Genomic DNA, 17,688 nt, shown 5'->3' with positions numbered 1-17,688 from the left:
ACCGTCTCAATCTGACCGCACTGGAACGGCAGAATGTTTCTTATGTATAATCGGAAGATTTTTCAGATAAAGTTTTTAGATAAAACAACATTAAAATCAAAAGGCTGAATCCTGTTGCACAGAATTCAGCCTTTTTCATGCACAGCTGATCTCAGCCGACTTATCTTACTTACTGCTTTACACAAGCCTGGCTTTTACATGCCGACTATACACGCTCAGAATAGATAGATCAGCCATATGCTGTTCAGACCGTTAATTCCCTGACCGCAGCAACAACTGCTTCCGTTGTAATCCCAAAGAACGGGAAAAGATCTTTTGCCGGAGCAGACTCACCGTAAGTGGTCATGCCAATCACACGGCCATCCAATCCGACAAATTTCCACCAGTAATCCACATGTGCAGCCTCTACAGCCACCCGGGCACGAATATGCGCCGGTAATACCGCTTCACGATAAGCCGCATCCTGTTTTACAAACTCCTCAGCACATGGCATGGAAACGACACGTACGCCTTCAAGTTGTGTATGTGCCTCCATCGCCAGCGAGACTTCAGAACCGGTTGCAATAATAATCGCTTTCAATTCGCCTTTTTCTTCAGCCAGCACATAACCACCCTTTGCAATCTGTTCAATTTGCGTCTGGCTACGCGGCTGGAATGGCAAATTCTGACGGGAGAAAATTAATGCTGTCGGTCCTTCTGCATAGGTCAATGCAGACTTCCATGAAACTGCTGCTTCAACGGTATCGGCAGGACGCCACGTATTTAGATTTGGTGTTCCACGCAATGATGCAATCTGCTCTACAGGCTGGTGTGTCGGACCATCTTCACCCAGACCAATTGAATCGTGGGTATAGACATGAATCACACGCTGCTTCATCAGGGCAGACATCCGCACCGCATTACGTGCGTATTCCATAAACATCAGAAAGGTCGCCACATAGGGAATAAAACCACCGTGCAGCGCGATCCCGTTGGCAATGGCTGTCATACCGAACTCACGTACACCATAATGAACATAATTACCGGCAGGGTTTTCCTCTACGCTTTCACTGCCTTTCCATAGCGTCAGATTGGAACCGGCCAGATCAGCAGAACCGCCCAGTAATTCAGGAAGCAACGGACCAAAGGCCTGAAGTGTATTCTGGCTGGCCTTACGGGTCGCAATAGTTTCTGCACGGGCATTGGTCTCTGAAATAAATGCATCCGCCTTCGCCAGAAAATCTGCCGGTAAATCACCCCTGGTACGACGCAGCAATTCCACTGCTTCAGTCGGATATTTCGCCTGATACGCAGCCAGTACATCATTCCAGGCTGCTTCTGATTTCGCCCCTTTATCCTTTGCATCCCATGCTGCATAAATGTCAGCAGGAATCACAAATGATTCTTCCTTCCAGCCCAGTGCTGCACGGGTTAAGGCAATTTCATCACTCCCCAGTGGCGCACCGTGGCAGTCTTCCTTGCCCTGCTTGTTCGGTGACCCCAAGCCAATAATGGTTTTACAGATGATTAATGTCGGTTTTGCTGTTTCAGCTTTTGCTGCAACAGTCGCCTGACGAATGGCGTCCGCATCATGGCCATCAACCCGTAATACCTGCCAGCCATATGCATGAAAACGCTGTTCTGTATCATCAGAGAACCAGCCTTCCACTTCACCATCAATTGAAATGCCGTTGTCATCATAATAAGCAATCAGTTTGCCAAGCCCCAGCGTTCCCGCCAGGGAACACGCTTCATGGGAAATCCCTTCCATTAAACAGCCATCGCCCAGAAAACAATAAGTAAAATGGTCCACAACCTGAATATCTTCTTTATTGAATTGTGCCGCCAGTGTTTTCTCAGCCAGTGCGAAACCAACTGCATTGGCAATCCCCTGACCCAATGGACCTGTTGTGGTTTCAATCCCCGGTGCATAGCCCAGCTCAGGGTGACCCGGTGTTCTGGAATGTAACTGACGGAATTGCTTAATGTCTTCAATGGACAGATCATAGCCCGTTAAATGTAATAATGCATATTGAAGCATTGAACCATGACCATTTGACAGTACAAAGCGGTCGCGGTTTGCCCACTGAGGGTTCGCCGGATTGTGATTTAAAAATTCACGCCATACGACATCTGCAATATCAGCCATCCCCATTGGAGCACCCGGATGTCCGGAGTTTGCTTTTTGCACAGCATCCATTGCCAATACACGAATTGCATTGGCAACACGACGTTCATTCAGCGGGGTTGTCATAGATCAGAGTCCAATAAGATTAAAAATAAAGGAGGAGAATCAAAACTTGAAACTGCAACATATTGTCTTAAAAAAAGCGTACGGGGTAAAGACATAACTTTATATTTATGCAATGTGATGTCAAATTAATGAAATCGTACAGCCCGGAGAGCAACCACCAGACCGGACCGGATGCTGCACAGCCCGTATGTTAAAAATACCTGGACCCTTTTTGTAGCCAATCCTGACCGAAACATCAGGAAAACTCAGAATAAACTGAGATTTTTCATGCTCAGCCATCCACTGATGTGTCAGGGCACACCAGTGATAATCATTCTATTTTCCGATACTGAAAATATTTGATGCAATGCCTGATCACACTCATCAAAAAAACAACAAATTATTGTTTAATATAATATTTAATCCAAAAGGCAAATATAAAATGATGACAAGGATCCGCCATGCTGCCCGATCAGCCCCCGTAAATAAATGTAAATTGCATGTTTAATTTATTTTTTTCATCACAATGGCCTGGTGATTATAGGCAAGTGGATGTAACATATTGCATCTGAGAACAACAGCCGTAGGATTTTCATGCGCGAATACAGTGTTTTTACTTCTGAATCAGTAAGCGAAGGCCATCCAGACAAAATGGCCGACCAGATCAGCGACGCGATTCTGGATGCAATTTTAAAAGAAGACCCATATGCACGTGTTGCCTGTGAAACTTTAGTAAAAACAGGTGCTGTTGTATTAGCAGGTGAAATCAGCACAACGGCCAATGTAGACTTTGAAACTGTCGTTCGCCATACCGTCAACGGTATTGGCTATCATCATACGGATCTCGGTTTTGATGGTTCAACCTGCGCGATTATTAACATGATTGGCAAACAATCCCCCGAAATTGCACAGGGTGTGGATCGCCAGAAACCCGAAGATCAGGGTGCAGGCGATCAGGGGCTGATGTTTGGTTATGCCAGCCGTGAAACTGATGTACTGATGCCCGCGCCTGTCTCCTATGCACATCGACTCATGGAAAAACAGGCCGAACTGCGCCGAAATGGTCGTTTACCGTGGTTACGTCCCGATGCCAAAAGCCAGGTAACCTTTGCCTATGAAAATGGCAAACCTGTCCGACTGGATGCCGTAGTACTGTCGACTCAGCATGATCCTGAAATTTCTCAGGCGGCCTTAAAGGAAGCGGTGATCGAAGAAATCATCCGACCGATTATTCCTGCAGAAATGTTCCATGCGGGCACCAAATTCCATATTAACCCAACAGGCCTGTTTGTTATTGGCGGGCCGGTCGGTGACTGTGGTCTGACAGGTCGTAAAATTATTGTCGATACCTATGGCGGCATGGCCCGTCATGGCGGTGGTGCATTCTCCGGTAAGGACCCATCCAAGGTTGACCGCTCAGCAGCATATGCCGGCCGCTATGTAGCCAAGAATATTGTTGCAGCAGGCCTGGCAGATAAATGTGAAATCCAGGTATCCTATGCCATCGGTATTGCAGAACCGACATCCATTTCCATTAATACCTTCAATACCGGCAAAGTTTCTGATGAACTGATTATTCAATTGGTCCGTGAACATTTTGACCTGCGTCCTTACGGCATTACCCGTATGCTTGACCTGCTCCAGCCCATGTACAGACAAACTGCAGCCTACGGTCATTTTGGTCGTGAAGGTTCAGATCAGGCCTTTACCTGGGAAAAAACAGATAAAGTTGCCGATCTGCAAGCAGCAGCAAATCTATAATTTTTTGCTGCTGTCATTTTCCACCGGTTGATCCCTCCCTGGACAAGCGGCAATAAAAAAGAAGGGTTCTGTCTGAGCAGAACCCGTCTTTTTTATTCAACATTTAACCTGACTTAATCGTTTTAACCCAGATGCATCCGCCCCTGAATCCTGACCACTCCAACCTGATCGGCTCAGGATTATGATTTATTCTTCCCCCATCTGCCCCGGTTCGGACTGGTTTCCACCATACACCCCGGAATCAGTATTCCTCCCGGCATTAAAACCCTCTGTTTTTATCCTGTTTCAGTACATCCAGTAAAGTCTGCTGTTCCAGAACCTCACTCTGCTGATCCTGAACAAAAACATGCACCAGCTTAATGGTCACCACGACAGCAAGACATGCCATAACACAGAAAACCCATGCATTGAACGGACTGCGAATATGATGGGAACCGCAATGGGAACACTCTTTATCTTTACTGCTGAGAACCTTGTTACAGCAAGCACAGTGGTATTGGTACATCATTTATTTCTCCTATTTTTTTTATATGCCATCCATTTGCATATTTTATAATTGCAGCACTATATTATTTCAGCAGGATAAAAATTTCAATCCTGCATCGTTAATAAAATATGACTGCCTGCAATGGATGTCTGGGTTTATTAAAAAATTATCATCCATATATAGCAAACCTGTGGAGTGGATTCAACCATGCATGCTATTCCCGGCTGAAATATTCCAGAAAAGGCACATATAGCAAGATGCACTTTTTGAGCTACAATAGACAAACCCCTTTAAATTGCTTATCCATATGCCAAAGATATATTCAGAAGATTTACGCCGGAAAGTCATGGAATTCTACCGAAAGAGTGGTCATAAATCGAATACCTGCACGACGTTCAATATCGCCCGCACAACATTGGATGACTGGATTCTGCTTGAACAGCAGACAGGACAGCTGGCTCAGCCTAAACTTGTCAATGTGGGCAGACCTTCAACCATTAAGGATCTGCCTGCTTTCAAAGTATTTGTTGAAAATACAAAGTTCTCACAGGCAAAAGACCTGGTTCCACTCTTTAAAAACCAGTTCGGATATGCAGTTTCCTATGATGTCATATTGGCAACGCTTCATAAACTGGGATGGACGCATAAAAAAAGAGTTTCCTCTACAGACAGGCCTGCAAAATAAGCAGAACCGTATTTCAGTGGATTCTTCCTCAGTGGGAACAGGAATATGGCAGGGAAAATATTCTGTATATCGATGAATCAGGAATCAATACAACTGACACGGCAGAATATGGCTGGTCATTTAAGGGGAAACGCTGTCAGGATTTAAAGTCAGGCGGTCATGGAAAAAGAATGAGTATGATCAGTGCGGTAAGGTCGAGTGCTCCCTGCAGTTTTCTATCACCGCTGGTTTTTCAGGGTTCATGTGACAGACATTTATTTACAGGGTGGCTTGATTATTTATTTCGGAATTTACCCGGGTCAGGGTATCTTTTGATCCTGGACAATGCATCCATTCATAAAGGCCGGGAAATAGAACAGCTTGCTGAAACGTATAATGTACGGATCGCCTACCTTCCGGCATATAGCCCTGATTTGAATCCGATTGAACAGGCATGGTCTGTACTGAAAAGGAAAGTCAGGAATATTGTAAGTCAACAGAATATTTCCATCTGTGAGGCTCTGGATATCGGATTTAAAGAAATGTAGCCCTTAATTTGCATGTGGCTATAACATTTTGATGATACTTTTTGTGTTAAGATGCCATCTGTTAACATTTTCAGCCTCATCTGTGCAATTTTAGCTGAGCGTACAGATGGTTTGTGTACAACCAACAATCAACATCCACTTTTTTAAAGAATCCTAGTTATGGTTAAACTCATCAGCAAAGGCGGTTTCAGGGAAAGAGCCAATCGTAGTAAGGCTTATCAGTTTTCGGAGAACCGGCAAGCCGTATTGAATCCAGCACAATATCTACCGGCAAAAACACCATGTGCTGACAGCTCTGAAACAGCCACGCCACCCCGGGCCCTTACGAAAAAATCGGATGCGCCCTCTGAGAATACTTAAATAGATTTAGAAATTAAAAATAAAGTACAAAAAATCCAGCTATATAAAAAACTTAAAAAAGATCAATGGCAGCCAGCCATAAAAATACCGCAAAAAATAAAAAAAGCAGCCCGGCAATGATATCAATATAACTGCCCATCCGCTGATAACAGGCTTTTACACGGGGAATGGACAGCATCAGCATCAACAATGTAAAAACCACAAAACTCTGAACAGGAATGATGATCGCAAGCAGCAAAGTCAGGTTTTTATCTGTTGCAGCACTGAGTGCAAGTGAGAATACACTGCTGAAATAGATCAGCATTTTTGGATTGGATAAATTGGTAAATAAACCCCATAAAAAATAACTGCCACTTCTCTGCTCAACACGGCCATCCAGCACCACGTTCTGTTTCAGTAAAAGTATCCCACCTTTGAGCATGGCATAACCCATTTTTGCCAGTAAAAAACCGCCTGCCAGCATCAACAGCTGCTGTAACCACGGCCATTGCTTCATCAGCACATTAAAACCCAGCAGGGTTAATGCCACCCACACAATAACGCCTACAGAAATTCCCAGTATAATTTTCAGGGTATTGGTGCGGGTGGTCGACGCTGCACTCCTGGCCACCAGTAAAACGTCCGGACCGGGACTGAGCTGGGCAACAAAATGTAATAAGGACATGCAGAAAAAATTATGATTCAGACAAAAAGGAATTATAGCGCCTGTCTAATGTCTTCACTAAAAATTGATTGATTTTTCATATAAAAAAGCCGAATCGTTTCAATCGATCCGGCCGGATTTGCTTTGACGGACTGTCGTCACTGCTTCACCCGTCACTTATTCCTTACGGACATCCTTCACTTCAATCTGCTGACGTTCCGGCTCAACCTCACGCGCTTCACCGTCAATAATATCTGAGTCACCATACTGGCCACGCCCCTGAGCATTCTGCATGTCCTGCATCTGACGCATCAGATCTGCAAAAGGATGCTGGGCATCGCCTGCCTGATTCATATCCCCCATCATATTGCTCATCATCGCCTGTTGTTTTTTTGCCATATATTTCATGAAGGCCTGACGGGCAACAGACTGAACACCCGGGATCAGAATCAATAATGCAAGCACATCAGAGATCAGCCCCGGTATCATCAACAGAAAACCGGACATCACCATGGCCAGTTTTTTACTGACCTGTTTATCTGTCCCCATTTGTCCGGTCATCTGCATTTGCTGTAATTGCGGCATAATGGCAGATGCACTGGAACGGATCATATTCAGACCAATGACAAAGGCAATAATGAACCAGAAAAATACGTACCACCCGCTGATAAATTTTGCCACACCAATCCACACCAGGATTTCAGCAATGGTACCAATCAGGATTAGGGGAAATAATTTCATCAAAATAAATCGTCTCTGGGAAAATATAAATTCAATATGATAAGGCCTGATTGATCCGGCATTTTTCACATCTTATTTAATAGTATGGGCAGACTGATATTTTTAAAGGCCAGTACATGAATAAAATCAATAAACCCCCATAAAAATACTGTGCCATACTTTATTCAAATGCGTCATCCGGTTAGTCTATAGGAAAAATGGATGCTGAAACAGAAAATCCAGTCCGTATTGCACCATAGTGCATTGTCAGGTGAACATATCCTGCACCTGAAATCTGTACCTGTCATACACTCTGCATGACCCTCAAAAGGATTTCCATACTGAATGATGAATACCGCCACTGATCTTCGCTATACCTATCCGAATCAGATTGACAGACCGATTTCCGTCCTGAAAGTTGACTCAGGCATACCGGACTGGGAGTCCGGCGAGCATCAGCATCACCAGAGTCAGCTATTGGCCACCATTTCCGGCCTGATTACCATTTCAACGCATAAAGGCATCTGGGTTGTCCCGCCAAAAACAGCCATCTGGATTCCGTGCCATACCCTGCACTCTGCAAGCGGGGTCGGTATTTCGTCCTGCTACGTTGTCCTGGTAAAAGAACAGATTCTTGACCATGACAATTGTCAGATTATTCAGGTCAGCGATTTTCTTGACTCGCTGCTGAAAAGAACCAGTGTAATTGCGGTGGAGTATCAGGAAAACAGCGCAGAAGAACGCCTGATGCATGTGCTGATGGATGAAATTAAACAGGCACCACAGCAATGGCTGTATCTGCCTTTGCCGGAAGACAAGCGGCTGAAAAAAATCAGCACTACGCTGTTGAGTCATCCTGATTCAAAGGTGAGCCTGGCGGAATGGGCCACCATTTGCCACATGAGCGAGAGAAGCCTGACCCGGATATTCAAACAGGAAACCACTCTTTCACTGCACAACTGGCGGCGGCGTCTGCATATTATTCTCACACTGCAATGGCTGAGTGATGGCAAAAGTGTCACCTTCATTGCAAATGAACTGGGTTATATCAATGACAGTTCCTTCATTACCATGTTTAAAAAGGCCATGAAATATTCTCCAAAGAAATTCTTTGCGGAAAAAATGGTGGAATAACGGATCAATCAAGTGCCCTTTCAGACACTTTATTTCCCATTTTCACCGTAGGCAGGGTTTTCCAGACCACACAGGCCAGCACAAAAGTCAGGGCAATAATCAACAAAATATCCATGGTATAACCGACATACTGAGCCACCACCAGACTCAGGGCTGAATAAATGAATCCGATAAACACCATCAGACTCGTCTGCAGGGTAAAAACCGTTGCCTTGGATGTGCTATATGCGGTGCGATCCATGGCCATTGTAGCCAGTGTCGCCAGCAATGCAGGACTGATCGCGTTATAGCCCAGAATGGCAATATAAACAAACAATGTACTTGTATAGCCCACTGAAACCGGTAACAACAGCATCAGACTGGCAGCCTGTGCAAACGTCAGAAAGACCAATGTATTTTTTCGTCCCAGCCGATTCATCATATAAGTTGCAAAAAATGCCGAGCAAATACCAATCAATGAACCAATCACCTGAGTGGCAAACCCAATACTGCTCAGGGACCATCCACTGTCCACCAGAATCGGATTTAAAATGGAGAATCCTGCACTGAAACCAATGGGATACAACAGCAGCAAGAAAAACCAGTAACGATTCTGCCGGACAAAATTCACCGCATCGGCAATGATCGCCTTCATCTTCTGTTGTTTCAGGTCAGGCTGAGCATCCGCCGATAGCTCAGGCTCCCGGAACACAATAATCTGTAGCCAGCTGATCAGGGTTAAACCGGCAAGCAGCCACAAGGCACCCTGCCATTGCAACCAGGGATAAAGCATCAGAATAATACCGCCACCAATAATATTCCCCAACAGATTACTGCCATATTGCAGACTATTGGCCAGTTGTCGGTCATTTTCAGCAAAGACTTTACAGGTCAGGCCATCGATGGCTACATCCTGAATACTGGTGGCCAGTGTATATATAATCAGCAACAGCAGGATCGTATTAAAGTTCTGGTGAATATCCATCAGCCCGATATAAAATAACAGCAGCGCCATAACCAACTGAGAAAAAATCAGCCAGCTTCTATATTTGCCTTTAAAAAATAGACGAAAACGGTCAATAAAGGGAGCATAGAAAATCTTCCCGGCAATGGGAATGGCGATTAATTTCAATAAGGCCAGCTGTTTTAACTCCATACCGCTTTCCCGCAGAATGGCAACCGCAGCAGCAAGAATGAAAGCCACCCCAATATACTGGGTGGAGTAAATACTGACGAGTAACCATCTCGGTCTGACTGGTCTGGAATGAAGCGACATACGACATTACACCATGCTTGAACTGAAAATCATTCACCGATGACTGAAAGTGATCACTGTAATTGATAGCGGCGAATTCAGGTTCAGCTCACTCAGGCAGCATACTGAGCGACAAAATAACACCATGATCACGTTCAACTGTCCACAACCACTAAAGATCATCAGTCATCGGGCTGCAGTCTATTCAATAATAAGTCATCGGATAGACCGCAATTAGAATTGAGAATAATTATCATATGCAATAAATACCTGTAAATATATCACCAACCCGCCAGATTATTTATCAATTCAGCCAGGATCAGACGATTATTTATTTTAAATGACCCTGTTTTTCGGGGAAGGTCAAGAAAAGATGTGGGCGTGGGTGAAGAAGAAAAGGAAAGAATGGTGAGTGGACATCACTATTTCAATTATTTTTACAGATATGTATGGGGGATTACCCTCCATACCGCCGTATTTGCTTTTCCAAACATAATAGGTGGCATTACCAATACCATGCTTACGGCAGATATCATCCACTTTCATCCCAACATCTGCTTCTTTCAAAATGCTGATGATTTGGCTCTCGGTAAATCGTGATTTCTTCATGACTGTCTCCTGACCTTATTTAATCAGAAAACTTCCAATTATGGATGTCTCAGTTTAAGGGAAGTCGACAATTGCGTAAAACATCATCATCTATTTTCGATGGTTTATGTGGTCGGGTTCTTTTGATCTCTATACGTTTTTTCCATTGAACAATCGTATTTTTATCAATTTCAAGTTGTGCAGCAACCGCTCGAATAGAATAACCTTCATCGAGCTTTGCCAATACTTTTTGTCTAAAATGTTCTGAATAACTCATTTTACCATTGTATGGGATTTATAACAATTTTACTATAATTGAGACAGACCCTGGATCTTTTTCAAGACCATCCCTCAGGAAGCTCACTTACTTGTATTAACTCCACTCGAGTATCTCCAACAACTTTAAAAATATAATCACCTCTAGGCAATCTAATAATATCTCCTGTACTCACAGTAATATCTTCCAGAGTATCCCTATTTCGAAATAACATTGTGCCTTTTTGAATATAGTAAGTAGTAATACCAGATGAATGAGCCCAAAAACCATTTATGCTATCAGTTGGATTCCAATGATTTGATTGAATTCTATAGTTACCAGTATGGATATATCTTTTTTTTACATTTTCTAGAGTTAATGGCTCATCTGTTAAATCATTCCAACTTTTTGAAGTTAACATTTATACAACCCTCACGATTAATATATCTTAATATTGTTGCTTTTAAAAGCTGCCTCAGCAACAGCTTTTACGACTTGATTTTCAAGTTTCGTGGCTGCATTTAAAAAATGCCCACTATTCTGGTCCAAATCAAATGCAATAAATCCTCCTTTACCATCGGAAGCGATTTGGACTTCTCCAGCAGTTAATACCGGCTTTCCACCAGTGATTACAGCATGTTTAATTTCTACCCCATCTACATTTTTAGGAATAAAAAGCAAATTTCCATCTTCAGTAACCGCATATTTTAAATGGCCGTCATTAGCAACGATTCCTGCAAATCCATTATCTGAAATATTCATAGGCTTTACACCTAACCTGCTAGCATCTGCCATCTCATCAGCTAAACGCTCTGGAAGTAAATTATTAAATACATATTTGCCATCCTTAATTTCACAACACGCATTGTGAACCCATGTACCTAAACGCCCCACATGGTATGTGTGTGTTGCTTCAACCTCAATATTATAAACAGTGTCTGTATGTACTAATTTTTCATGATATATAACTTCTAAAACTCTATTATCTCTATCCACAAGCTTCATACCAGCTTGAAGTAACGCTGCTTTTAACCATCCTTTATTTTCTATCCAAAATGGATGTTCTTCCGTTGTAAATATAGTATCTTCTATGTTTTTATCATTTTTTATTACAATTTTATGTATAATTTGATTGTCTGTACGTTTAGTGCCAATAATCGCTTGATAATTATATTCAAAACTTGAATCATTTCTTGACCAAACAAAATCACCACTTTTCAATTGTTCAATAGGCTTTAATCCTTTATCCGTTTCTACTAATGTCCCAGCAACAAAACAAGCTGTGCTACCACACAGAGACGCATTTAATGGTTTATAATCTTGTTTTAAAACAACTTTACTATAAAGACCCTTTAGTTGATCTGCCTCTTTAAGCATTTGGTTTCTGGCCGCCAATGTAACTCCAGCTGCTCCAGGACCATAAATCGCCCCATCAGTAAACAAACTATCTATTGCTACGCGAAATGATACATTACATGCTGCTGTATTTGCTAAACAACTTCTAATTGCAGTTGTAGTAACGACACCACCACCCACTGAAGCAACCATTCCCAACAAAAGTACGATATCCGATTGTTGTTTTTCTTGATAGTTTTGCCATTTTGTATTACAAGTTGCATTTATAGTCCCACCACAATTGACATCAATAAACGCTAAAACTTTTGATGTACTTTGAATAAAAGCAGTATCGCCACTTGCACTTTTTAATAAGCCTATAGCAGAAGAATCTTGCCTATTAATAAATTTAGTCTGCAAATTATAATCAACAAATGGTGTGTTCTTTTTAGTTAAAATTCCAGCTTGACGCGCTGTCTCATGTTCTAATTTACAATCTAATGTTGAATAGCCACTAAGTTTGTCGATACCGAATAGTTAGATAAAATAGCTAATTAAGAGGTGTTTTTATGAGTGGCAAACGATTTACCGAAGAGTTCAAGATTGCAGCAGCGCAGCAAGTCATTGAGAAAGGCTACAGTGTTGCAGAGGTTGCGGGAAGATTAGGCACAACGACCCATAGTGTTTATGCTTGGGTTAAGAAATACTTTCCTAAAACACCCCAAGCTACTGCTCTTGAAGATCAAACCAAAGAGTTGGCTCGATTAAAGAAAGAGCTGCAACGAGTTACAGAAGAGCGTGATATCTTAAAAAAGGCCGCGGCGTACTTCGCCAGCCAGTCAAAATGAGGTACGCCTTTATCAAGGATCACCAGCAGGTCTGGTCAATTTATAGAATGTGCTCGGTACTGGAGGTTCATCCCAGTGGCTATTATGCATGGTTGAAACAACCTTTGAGTGCTACAGCCAAACGTAGCAAACAACTGTCAGGCCTGATTAAACAGTTTTGGTTAGAGTCAGGCGGTGTATATGGCTATCGCAAGATTTTCTGTGACTTGCGTGATATTGGTGAGCCTTGTGGAGTTAATCGTGTACATCGACTGATGCGACAGGAAGGCTTGAAATCCCAACGTGGCTATCGAAAACCAGGATATTCAAAGGGCTATCAACCTATTGTTCAAGCCAATACATTAGATCGGCAGTTTAATCCTGCACAGCCAAATCAAGCATGGGCAACAGATATCACTTATATCCGTACTCATGAAGGCTGGCTGTATTTAGCTGTTGTGATTGACCTTTTCTCAAGGTTAGTCGTTGGCTGGTCTATGAAACCAATGATCACTAAAGAGCTAGTTCTTGATGCTTTATTGATGGCAGTTTGGCGTAGATCGCCAACAAATAAAGTATTGGTTCACTCTGACCAAGGTAGCCAATATACCAGTCATGAATGGCAAGCCTTTCTGAAGCAACATGGTTTGGAAAGCAGCATGAGCCGTCGCGGCAACTGTCACGATAATGCTGTGGCAGAGAGCTTTTTCCAATTACTGAAACGAGAAAGAGTTAAACGGAAAATATATTCAACGCGTGCTGAAGCTAGATCAGATATATTTGAGTATATTGAGATGTTCTACAACGTGAAACGTCGCCATGGTGCTAACGACCAGCGGTCGCCAAAGGACTTCGAGACGTTTTATGAAATGAAGCTGGCGTGTATCTAGATTCTTAGTGGCTATTCATGTTTTACAATTTAAATATGCTTCCTGATTAATCGCAAAATATCCATTCTTACCAAAATATTTATTATCAACTTGGTTTAAGCAACTACTATCTCCACTGCAATCTCGGATATCTTTATCTAACTCAACCACTTGTTGAGAAGTTAAATAGTTATTACTAACAGCCACATTAGCTGCATTAGCCGCAATATTCACATCATAACCGGCATAAGCTGAAACTGTGCCTGCCAGTAACTGAGAAAGACCCAGCACCTTTTTACCATATTCAATTCGTTCATCGTCTGTCATTTGATCTACTGGTTTATTACTTGGAATTGCTCCTGCTACAATTTCACCAATTGCCGCTCCAATTGCGCCAGCTTCGCAGCTTTTTTGTAGAGCACCTGCAACGGCAACCAGCTGCAGCATGGGCAATCTTATGTAAAACGTAGTTTCCTTCCAATCCCTTTATTTGTTGAGCAAGCTCACCTTGTAATGCACCAGCAAGACCTGATAATAATGCTACTTTAAGATTTTCACTTAGATCACCACCATTAATTGCAGTTTGAACTAAAGTGGATCCTACCGAATTAGTGAAGTTATTAATTATTCGATCAGACAATAAAGTACTATCAGGTCGTAAACCAAGTGTAGTTCCTACTTGATTTAATAATCCAGCTGTAACCACGGAAGCTACAAGCCCTTTAACATTATCCTTACTACCCAAATCTTTAAGCGTTTTTCCAATATCACCACCATTATTAATCAAACTAACACTAGCCTGTGAGGCAAGTGTTGCTACAGCAGCTTGTGCTCCCGCCCCTAATGCTGTACTTCCAGTGGCACCTGCTACAGATGTGGCAGCTCCTGTACCTGCCCCAGCTGTTAAGACTGTTACAATGATTACAATAAGTGCAGCGCCAGCCCCCGTCAGGCCTTGCTGAGAATAATCCCAATCTTTTTGAGTTAAAATGACTCTATTCCAGTCAACATCATTTCTTTGAGTAAATTCTTTTAAATATTCATAACCTGGTTGATTTGAAAGTTTTACAATTTCATCTTTAATCTGAACTTTATTTTGATCTTGTTCACTAATTGGTATCTGTACAATCAATCCTCCTTCAGCATTAAAAACTGGAGCAGTTGGGCCATTAAAGCTTGGTAAAGTCATCGTTTGTGTTGTACTGCCTTCACCTTCCATTTTTTGCCATACAACACTGTTTTTCTCTAACGTTTTTGATTCCTCGATAATATTAGACGCACCTAATAGAGCTATATCGCCATTCGCTTTAATAGTCGCATCTTTCAAATAATCAAACTGAGTCCCGACAAAAACCGTATCTTGATTAGAATCCGTCGATAAATAATCGCCTTGTAGTTTCACAGGAAGTTGTGAAACACTCGTTCTATTACTATTAACTTTAGTTGTATCGTATTTAATCCCTAACAAAGAAGACGTAGATTTCGAATCGCTATCATATTTGTCTAATTCTTTTGAGGTGAAAAAGTAAAGATTTTCACCAATTATATCTACCTTACCCCCATTCGCTGCCATCAATGTTGAATATAATTCTATGTCTCCACGTGCCTGTAAATTGATATTATTTCCAGTTAATATTGTTGGTATAGCAGTCGCCAACTGCTTTTGCTCTACAATTGTTTTCGACTTTCTTTTCAAACCTGACCAGGATTCATTAATATACATTGTCGTAGATTTATCATAGGATTCTTCTACACCAGACTCCATTGCAATATTACCGTTTGATTTAATATTGATATTACCTTTAGATACTAAATCAGCAGCATTAATTACAATATTATCTTTTGCATTATTAATCACTTTTTTCAGCTGAATAGGTTGTAATTCAGCTTGAGTGTAATCTCCGCTTAACTGTGGATTATCCATCCACAATATTTCACCGAAACTCCCACTTGAAGTAATATTAATATCTTTATCAGCACTGATCATTGTGCTATTCACCAAACTTCTTTCCATATAGTTTGGATCCGTTTCTACACCTCTTTTGAATAGATCAACAGTTCCGTCAATGACAATAGCTGTATCAATTTGATCTTCTGGATTAGTCGCTGTTATAGTTTTATCCAATAATCCTTGTGCTTCTATGTTAACACTGCCTTTTGACTGTATATCAGCACTTCTCAGTAACACACCAGACTTAGATGCTATATTGACATCACTATCTGAGTTAATTTTACTACCTATATGGCGACTACCATTTAGATCTGCCAAATAAAACCCAACTTCTTTTTCTAATGAGTTAATTAAATTCTGTGTTATATTATCTGTTTTCCACTCGCAATTAATTCATCTCTTAGATTCTGCACAGGATTAAGTAAATCATACTGCCTCTGATTTACCTCGTTTTGCTCAAGTGCATTAACAACAACATCACCTGTTGTTGATATTAAGTTAACAGCATTATCAGCAGAAGAGTTTATTAATAAGGCGGAATTTAAATTAACACTTGAAGCATTTAAATTTATCCCACCTCCAGACTTCAAAGTTACGGGGTCAACCATTAATTGTTGAAACTTATCGTTGTTTACAGGGGGAGCTTTCCCATTTAAAGTTAAATTGCCTTCTGTTCTAACTTCCATTAGCCCTGTCGATAAAAAAATTGGCTTTACTTCCTGGTATTCAATACTTCGCCCAGAGTTATCAATTGCATTCAGAACTAAATCGGACTTTGTATTAACACTTAAATTTCCATTTATTTTTTGAAGATTTTCATCATTTTTCAATAAATCCGAACCAACTGCATTGATTGCAAACGATTGCCGAGGTTTTAATTCAGCTGATTGAGCAACATTTAATGCACCCCCAGATTCAATTAATACGGCTCCCCCAACCAAATTCGAATTGCTAATATTCTGATCCAGATTACTTGTTAAAGAGAGCACACCCAATGAATTCAATTGAGAGTATTCAGTAGACGTTGAATCAAGTGGCCCAACAGGAATGTAGCTCAGATCTGTTGTTCTCCAAGCATTATTTGTACTGGTATCAAGAACAATATTCTTATCAGAGTGTAACGCTGTATGACTTTTAGAGTTCGAACTAATCCCTTTCAACACTAAATCATTTTTTGCAAAAATTTCAATATTATCTTTTGTATTGAGTGAAGTATCATTAATATTTGCACCACCTTCACTGCGAATTTTTATACCAGATTCAGTAGAGTTTATTTTCGCAGCTTCAATATTGGTATTTCCTGTTCCTGTTGTTCCTATAACAACTCCATTTTTTGCTTCAATGACAATGGCATCTGAAGTAACAGCGGGAATCCTAGGAGGCAAACCTGGAATATCAGGAAAAGCACTAAATGGTTTATTTTTATTTAAATTAGCATCACCATAAGCGATCAATGAAACTTGTCCTGCTTCTGATTTTGCTTTTAAATCATAACTATTAAGATTGCCTTTTAAAGCTAAAACATTGATATCAGAACCTGCTGATAAATCAGTTCCTAAATTCAAATTAAGATCACTTTCTGATGCTGTGAGATTAATATCTTTATTTGATTTGAGCTGACTGTCCACGATCAACTCTGTTCCCAATAAATTAATTCCATCATTTGTAATAAACTGACTTCCTGAAATATCTAATTTACCATTAGAACGTAAATCCAATTTACCTGTAAATACAGGCAAAGAAGTACCAGCTTTCTGCCAAGTCAAATCACCTTGTGCATTTACATTAAAATTTTTAGTTTTTGTTGTTTCACCAACTTTATCTAAACCAAGATTGTTTATAGAAACAACACCTGCCCCATAAATATTAACATCTTTTTCGGCATTTAAACTGGTTGAATTTAGTGTCAGATTAGAGTCTTGCTTAGTCGTATCTAAATTTATATTTCCAGAATTTGCCCAAATTGGTGTCGTGTTCAATGACAATAAATCGCCTGCTGACAAATTAACATCATTGGTGCTTGATATATTTTTTACTGCATCGGCTTTCAGATTTTGTTGAGCGTCAAGCACAATTGAACCGTTGACTCCAAGATTGAT

The 17,688-nt window shown here is 41.2% G+C and carries 15 protein-coding genes and 2 pseudogenes; 6 read left to right on the top strand and 11 right to left on the bottom strand.

The features are described from left to right. Positions 1 to 244 precede the first annotated feature (244 nt). Positions 245 to 2,233 (bottom strand): transketolase, encoded by a 1,989-nt coding sequence (tkt, locus tag ACT6PV_RS06090; RefSeq protein ID WP_445115545.1) that lies wholly within the window; start codon positions 2,231 to 2,233, stop codon positions 245 to 247. Between the two features lie 573 nt (positions 2,234 to 2,806). Here tkt and metK point away from each other — a divergent pair. Beyond that, on the top strand, positions 2,807 to 3,973 hold the full coding sequence (gene metK, locus ACT6PV_RS06085; RefSeq protein WP_445115544.1) for a methionine adenosyltransferase: 1,167 nt from the start codon (positions 2,807 to 2,809) through the stop codon (positions 3,971 to 3,973). A gap of 259 nt (positions 3,974 to 4,232) precedes the next feature. On the opposite strand, the gene ACT6PV_RS06080 is transcribed toward metK, so the two are convergent. Continuing rightward, a complete protein-coding gene (locus ACT6PV_RS06080; protein ID WP_445115543.1) occupies positions 4,233 to 4,481 on the bottom strand; it encodes a hypothetical protein in 249 nt (82 codons plus the stop codon). A gap of 286 nt (positions 4,482 to 4,767) precedes the next feature. Between ACT6PV_RS06080 and ACT6PV_RS06075 the strand changes: the two genes are divergently transcribed. From ACT6PV_RS06075 to ACT6PV_RS06065, 3 genes are all read left to right on the top strand, one after another. Next, positions 4,768 to 5,145 carry a helix-turn-helix domain-containing protein gene (locus ACT6PV_RS06075; protein WP_445114631.1) on the top strand — a complete coding sequence of 126 codons (378 nt, stop codon included), beginning with the start codon at positions 4,768 to 4,770 and terminating at the stop codon, positions 5,143 to 5,145. After that, positions 5,142 to 5,672 (top strand): IS630 family transposase, encoded by a 531-nt coding sequence (locus ACT6PV_RS06070; RefSeq protein WP_445117042.1) that lies wholly within the window; start codon positions 5,142 to 5,144, stop codon positions 5,670 to 5,672. The genes ACT6PV_RS06075 and ACT6PV_RS06070 overlap by 4 nt, the downstream gene beginning before the upstream one ends. 159 nt (positions 5,673 to 5,831) lie before the next feature. Next, on the top strand, positions 5,832 to 6,032 hold the full coding sequence (locus tag ACT6PV_RS06065; protein ID WP_445115542.1) for a hypothetical protein: 201 nt from the start codon (positions 5,832 to 5,834) through the stop codon (positions 6,030 to 6,032). A gap of 52 nt (positions 6,033 to 6,084) precedes the next feature. On the opposite strand, the gene ACT6PV_RS06060 is transcribed toward ACT6PV_RS06065, so the two are convergent. Then, positions 6,085 to 6,696, bottom strand: coding sequence for a LysE family transporter (locus tag ACT6PV_RS06060; protein WP_445115541.1), 612 nt, complete (start codon positions 6,694 to 6,696; stop codon positions 6,085 to 6,087). 156 nt (positions 6,697 to 6,852) lie between these two features. Further along, complete coding sequence (locus ACT6PV_RS06055) at positions 6,853 to 7,416, bottom strand: FxsA family protein (RefSeq protein WP_445115540.1); 564 nt, start codon at positions 7,414 to 7,416, stop codon at positions 6,853 to 6,855. Between the two features lie 324 nt (positions 7,417 to 7,740). On the opposite strand from ACT6PV_RS06055, the gene ACT6PV_RS06050 reads away from it, so the two are divergent. Next, positions 7,741 to 8,529 carry a helix-turn-helix domain-containing protein gene (locus tag ACT6PV_RS06050; RefSeq protein WP_445115539.1) on the top strand — a complete coding sequence of 263 codons (789 nt, stop codon included), beginning with the start codon at positions 7,741 to 7,743 and terminating at the stop codon, positions 8,527 to 8,529. 4 nt (positions 8,530 to 8,533) lie between these two features. Here ACT6PV_RS06050 and ACT6PV_RS06045 read toward each other — a convergent pair whose 3' ends face one another. From ACT6PV_RS06045 to ACT6PV_RS06025, 5 genes and pseudogenes are all read right to left on the bottom strand, one after another. After that, the gene (locus tag ACT6PV_RS06045; protein WP_445115538.1) at positions 8,534 to 9,784 is read right to left on the bottom strand and encodes an MFS transporter; all 1,251 of its coding nucleotides are present in this window, start codon (positions 9,782 to 9,784) and stop codon (positions 8,534 to 8,536) included. Between the two features lie 435 nt (positions 9,785 to 10,219). Continuing rightward, positions 10,220 to 10,372: pseudogene (locus ACT6PV_RS06040) on the bottom strand (transposase); the annotation flags it as partial. Between the two features lie 73 nt (positions 10,373 to 10,445). Then, positions 10,446 to 10,628, bottom strand: a pseudogene (locus ACT6PV_RS06035) (transposase); the annotation flags it as partial. 61 nt (positions 10,629 to 10,689) lie between these two features. After that, positions 10,690 to 11,028: a cupin domain-containing protein gene (locus ACT6PV_RS06030; RefSeq protein ID WP_445115537.1), complete on the bottom strand. Its 339-nt coding sequence runs from the start codon at positions 11,026 to 11,028 to the stop codon at positions 10,690 to 10,692. A gap of 17 nt (positions 11,029 to 11,045) precedes the next feature. After that, a complete protein-coding gene (locus tag ACT6PV_RS06025) occupies positions 11,046 to 12,362 on the bottom strand; it encodes a polymorphic toxin-type HINT domain-containing protein (protein ID WP_445115536.1) in 1,317 nt (438 codons plus the stop codon). 149 nt (positions 12,363 to 12,511) lie between these two features. Between ACT6PV_RS06025 and ACT6PV_RS06020 the strand changes: the two genes are divergently transcribed. Next, a protein-coding gene (locus ACT6PV_RS06020; RefSeq protein ID WP_445114756.1) for an IS3 family transposase occupies positions 12,512 to 13,659 on the top strand; the annotation gives its coding sequence in 2 pieces (ribosomal slippage) (positions 12,512 to 12,758 and positions 12,758 to 13,659; 1,149 coding nt in all). A gap of 15 nt (positions 13,660 to 13,674) precedes the next feature. On the opposite strand, the gene ACT6PV_RS06015 is transcribed toward ACT6PV_RS06020, so the two are convergent. Both ACT6PV_RS06015 and ACT6PV_RS06010 read right to left on the bottom strand, forming a co-directional pair. Beyond that, positions 13,675 to 14,085, bottom strand: a complete 411-nt coding sequence (locus tag ACT6PV_RS06015; RefSeq protein ID WP_445115535.1) for a VENN motif pre-toxin domain-containing protein — start codon at positions 14,083 to 14,085, stop codon at positions 13,675 to 13,677. Next, positions 14,009 to 15,907 carry a DUF637 domain-containing protein gene (locus ACT6PV_RS06010; RefSeq protein WP_445115534.1) on the bottom strand — a complete coding sequence of 633 codons (1,899 nt, stop codon included), beginning with the start codon at positions 15,905 to 15,907 and terminating at the stop codon, positions 14,009 to 14,011. Before ACT6PV_RS06010 ends, ACT6PV_RS06015 begins: the two co-directional genes overlap by 77 nt. Between the last annotated feature and the right edge of the window lie 1,781 nt (positions 15,908 to 17,688).

The sequence above is a fragment of the Acinetobacter sp. WZC-1 genome, assembly GCF_052544965.1.
This window is presented reverse-complemented; position numbering and strand designations above follow the sequence as displayed.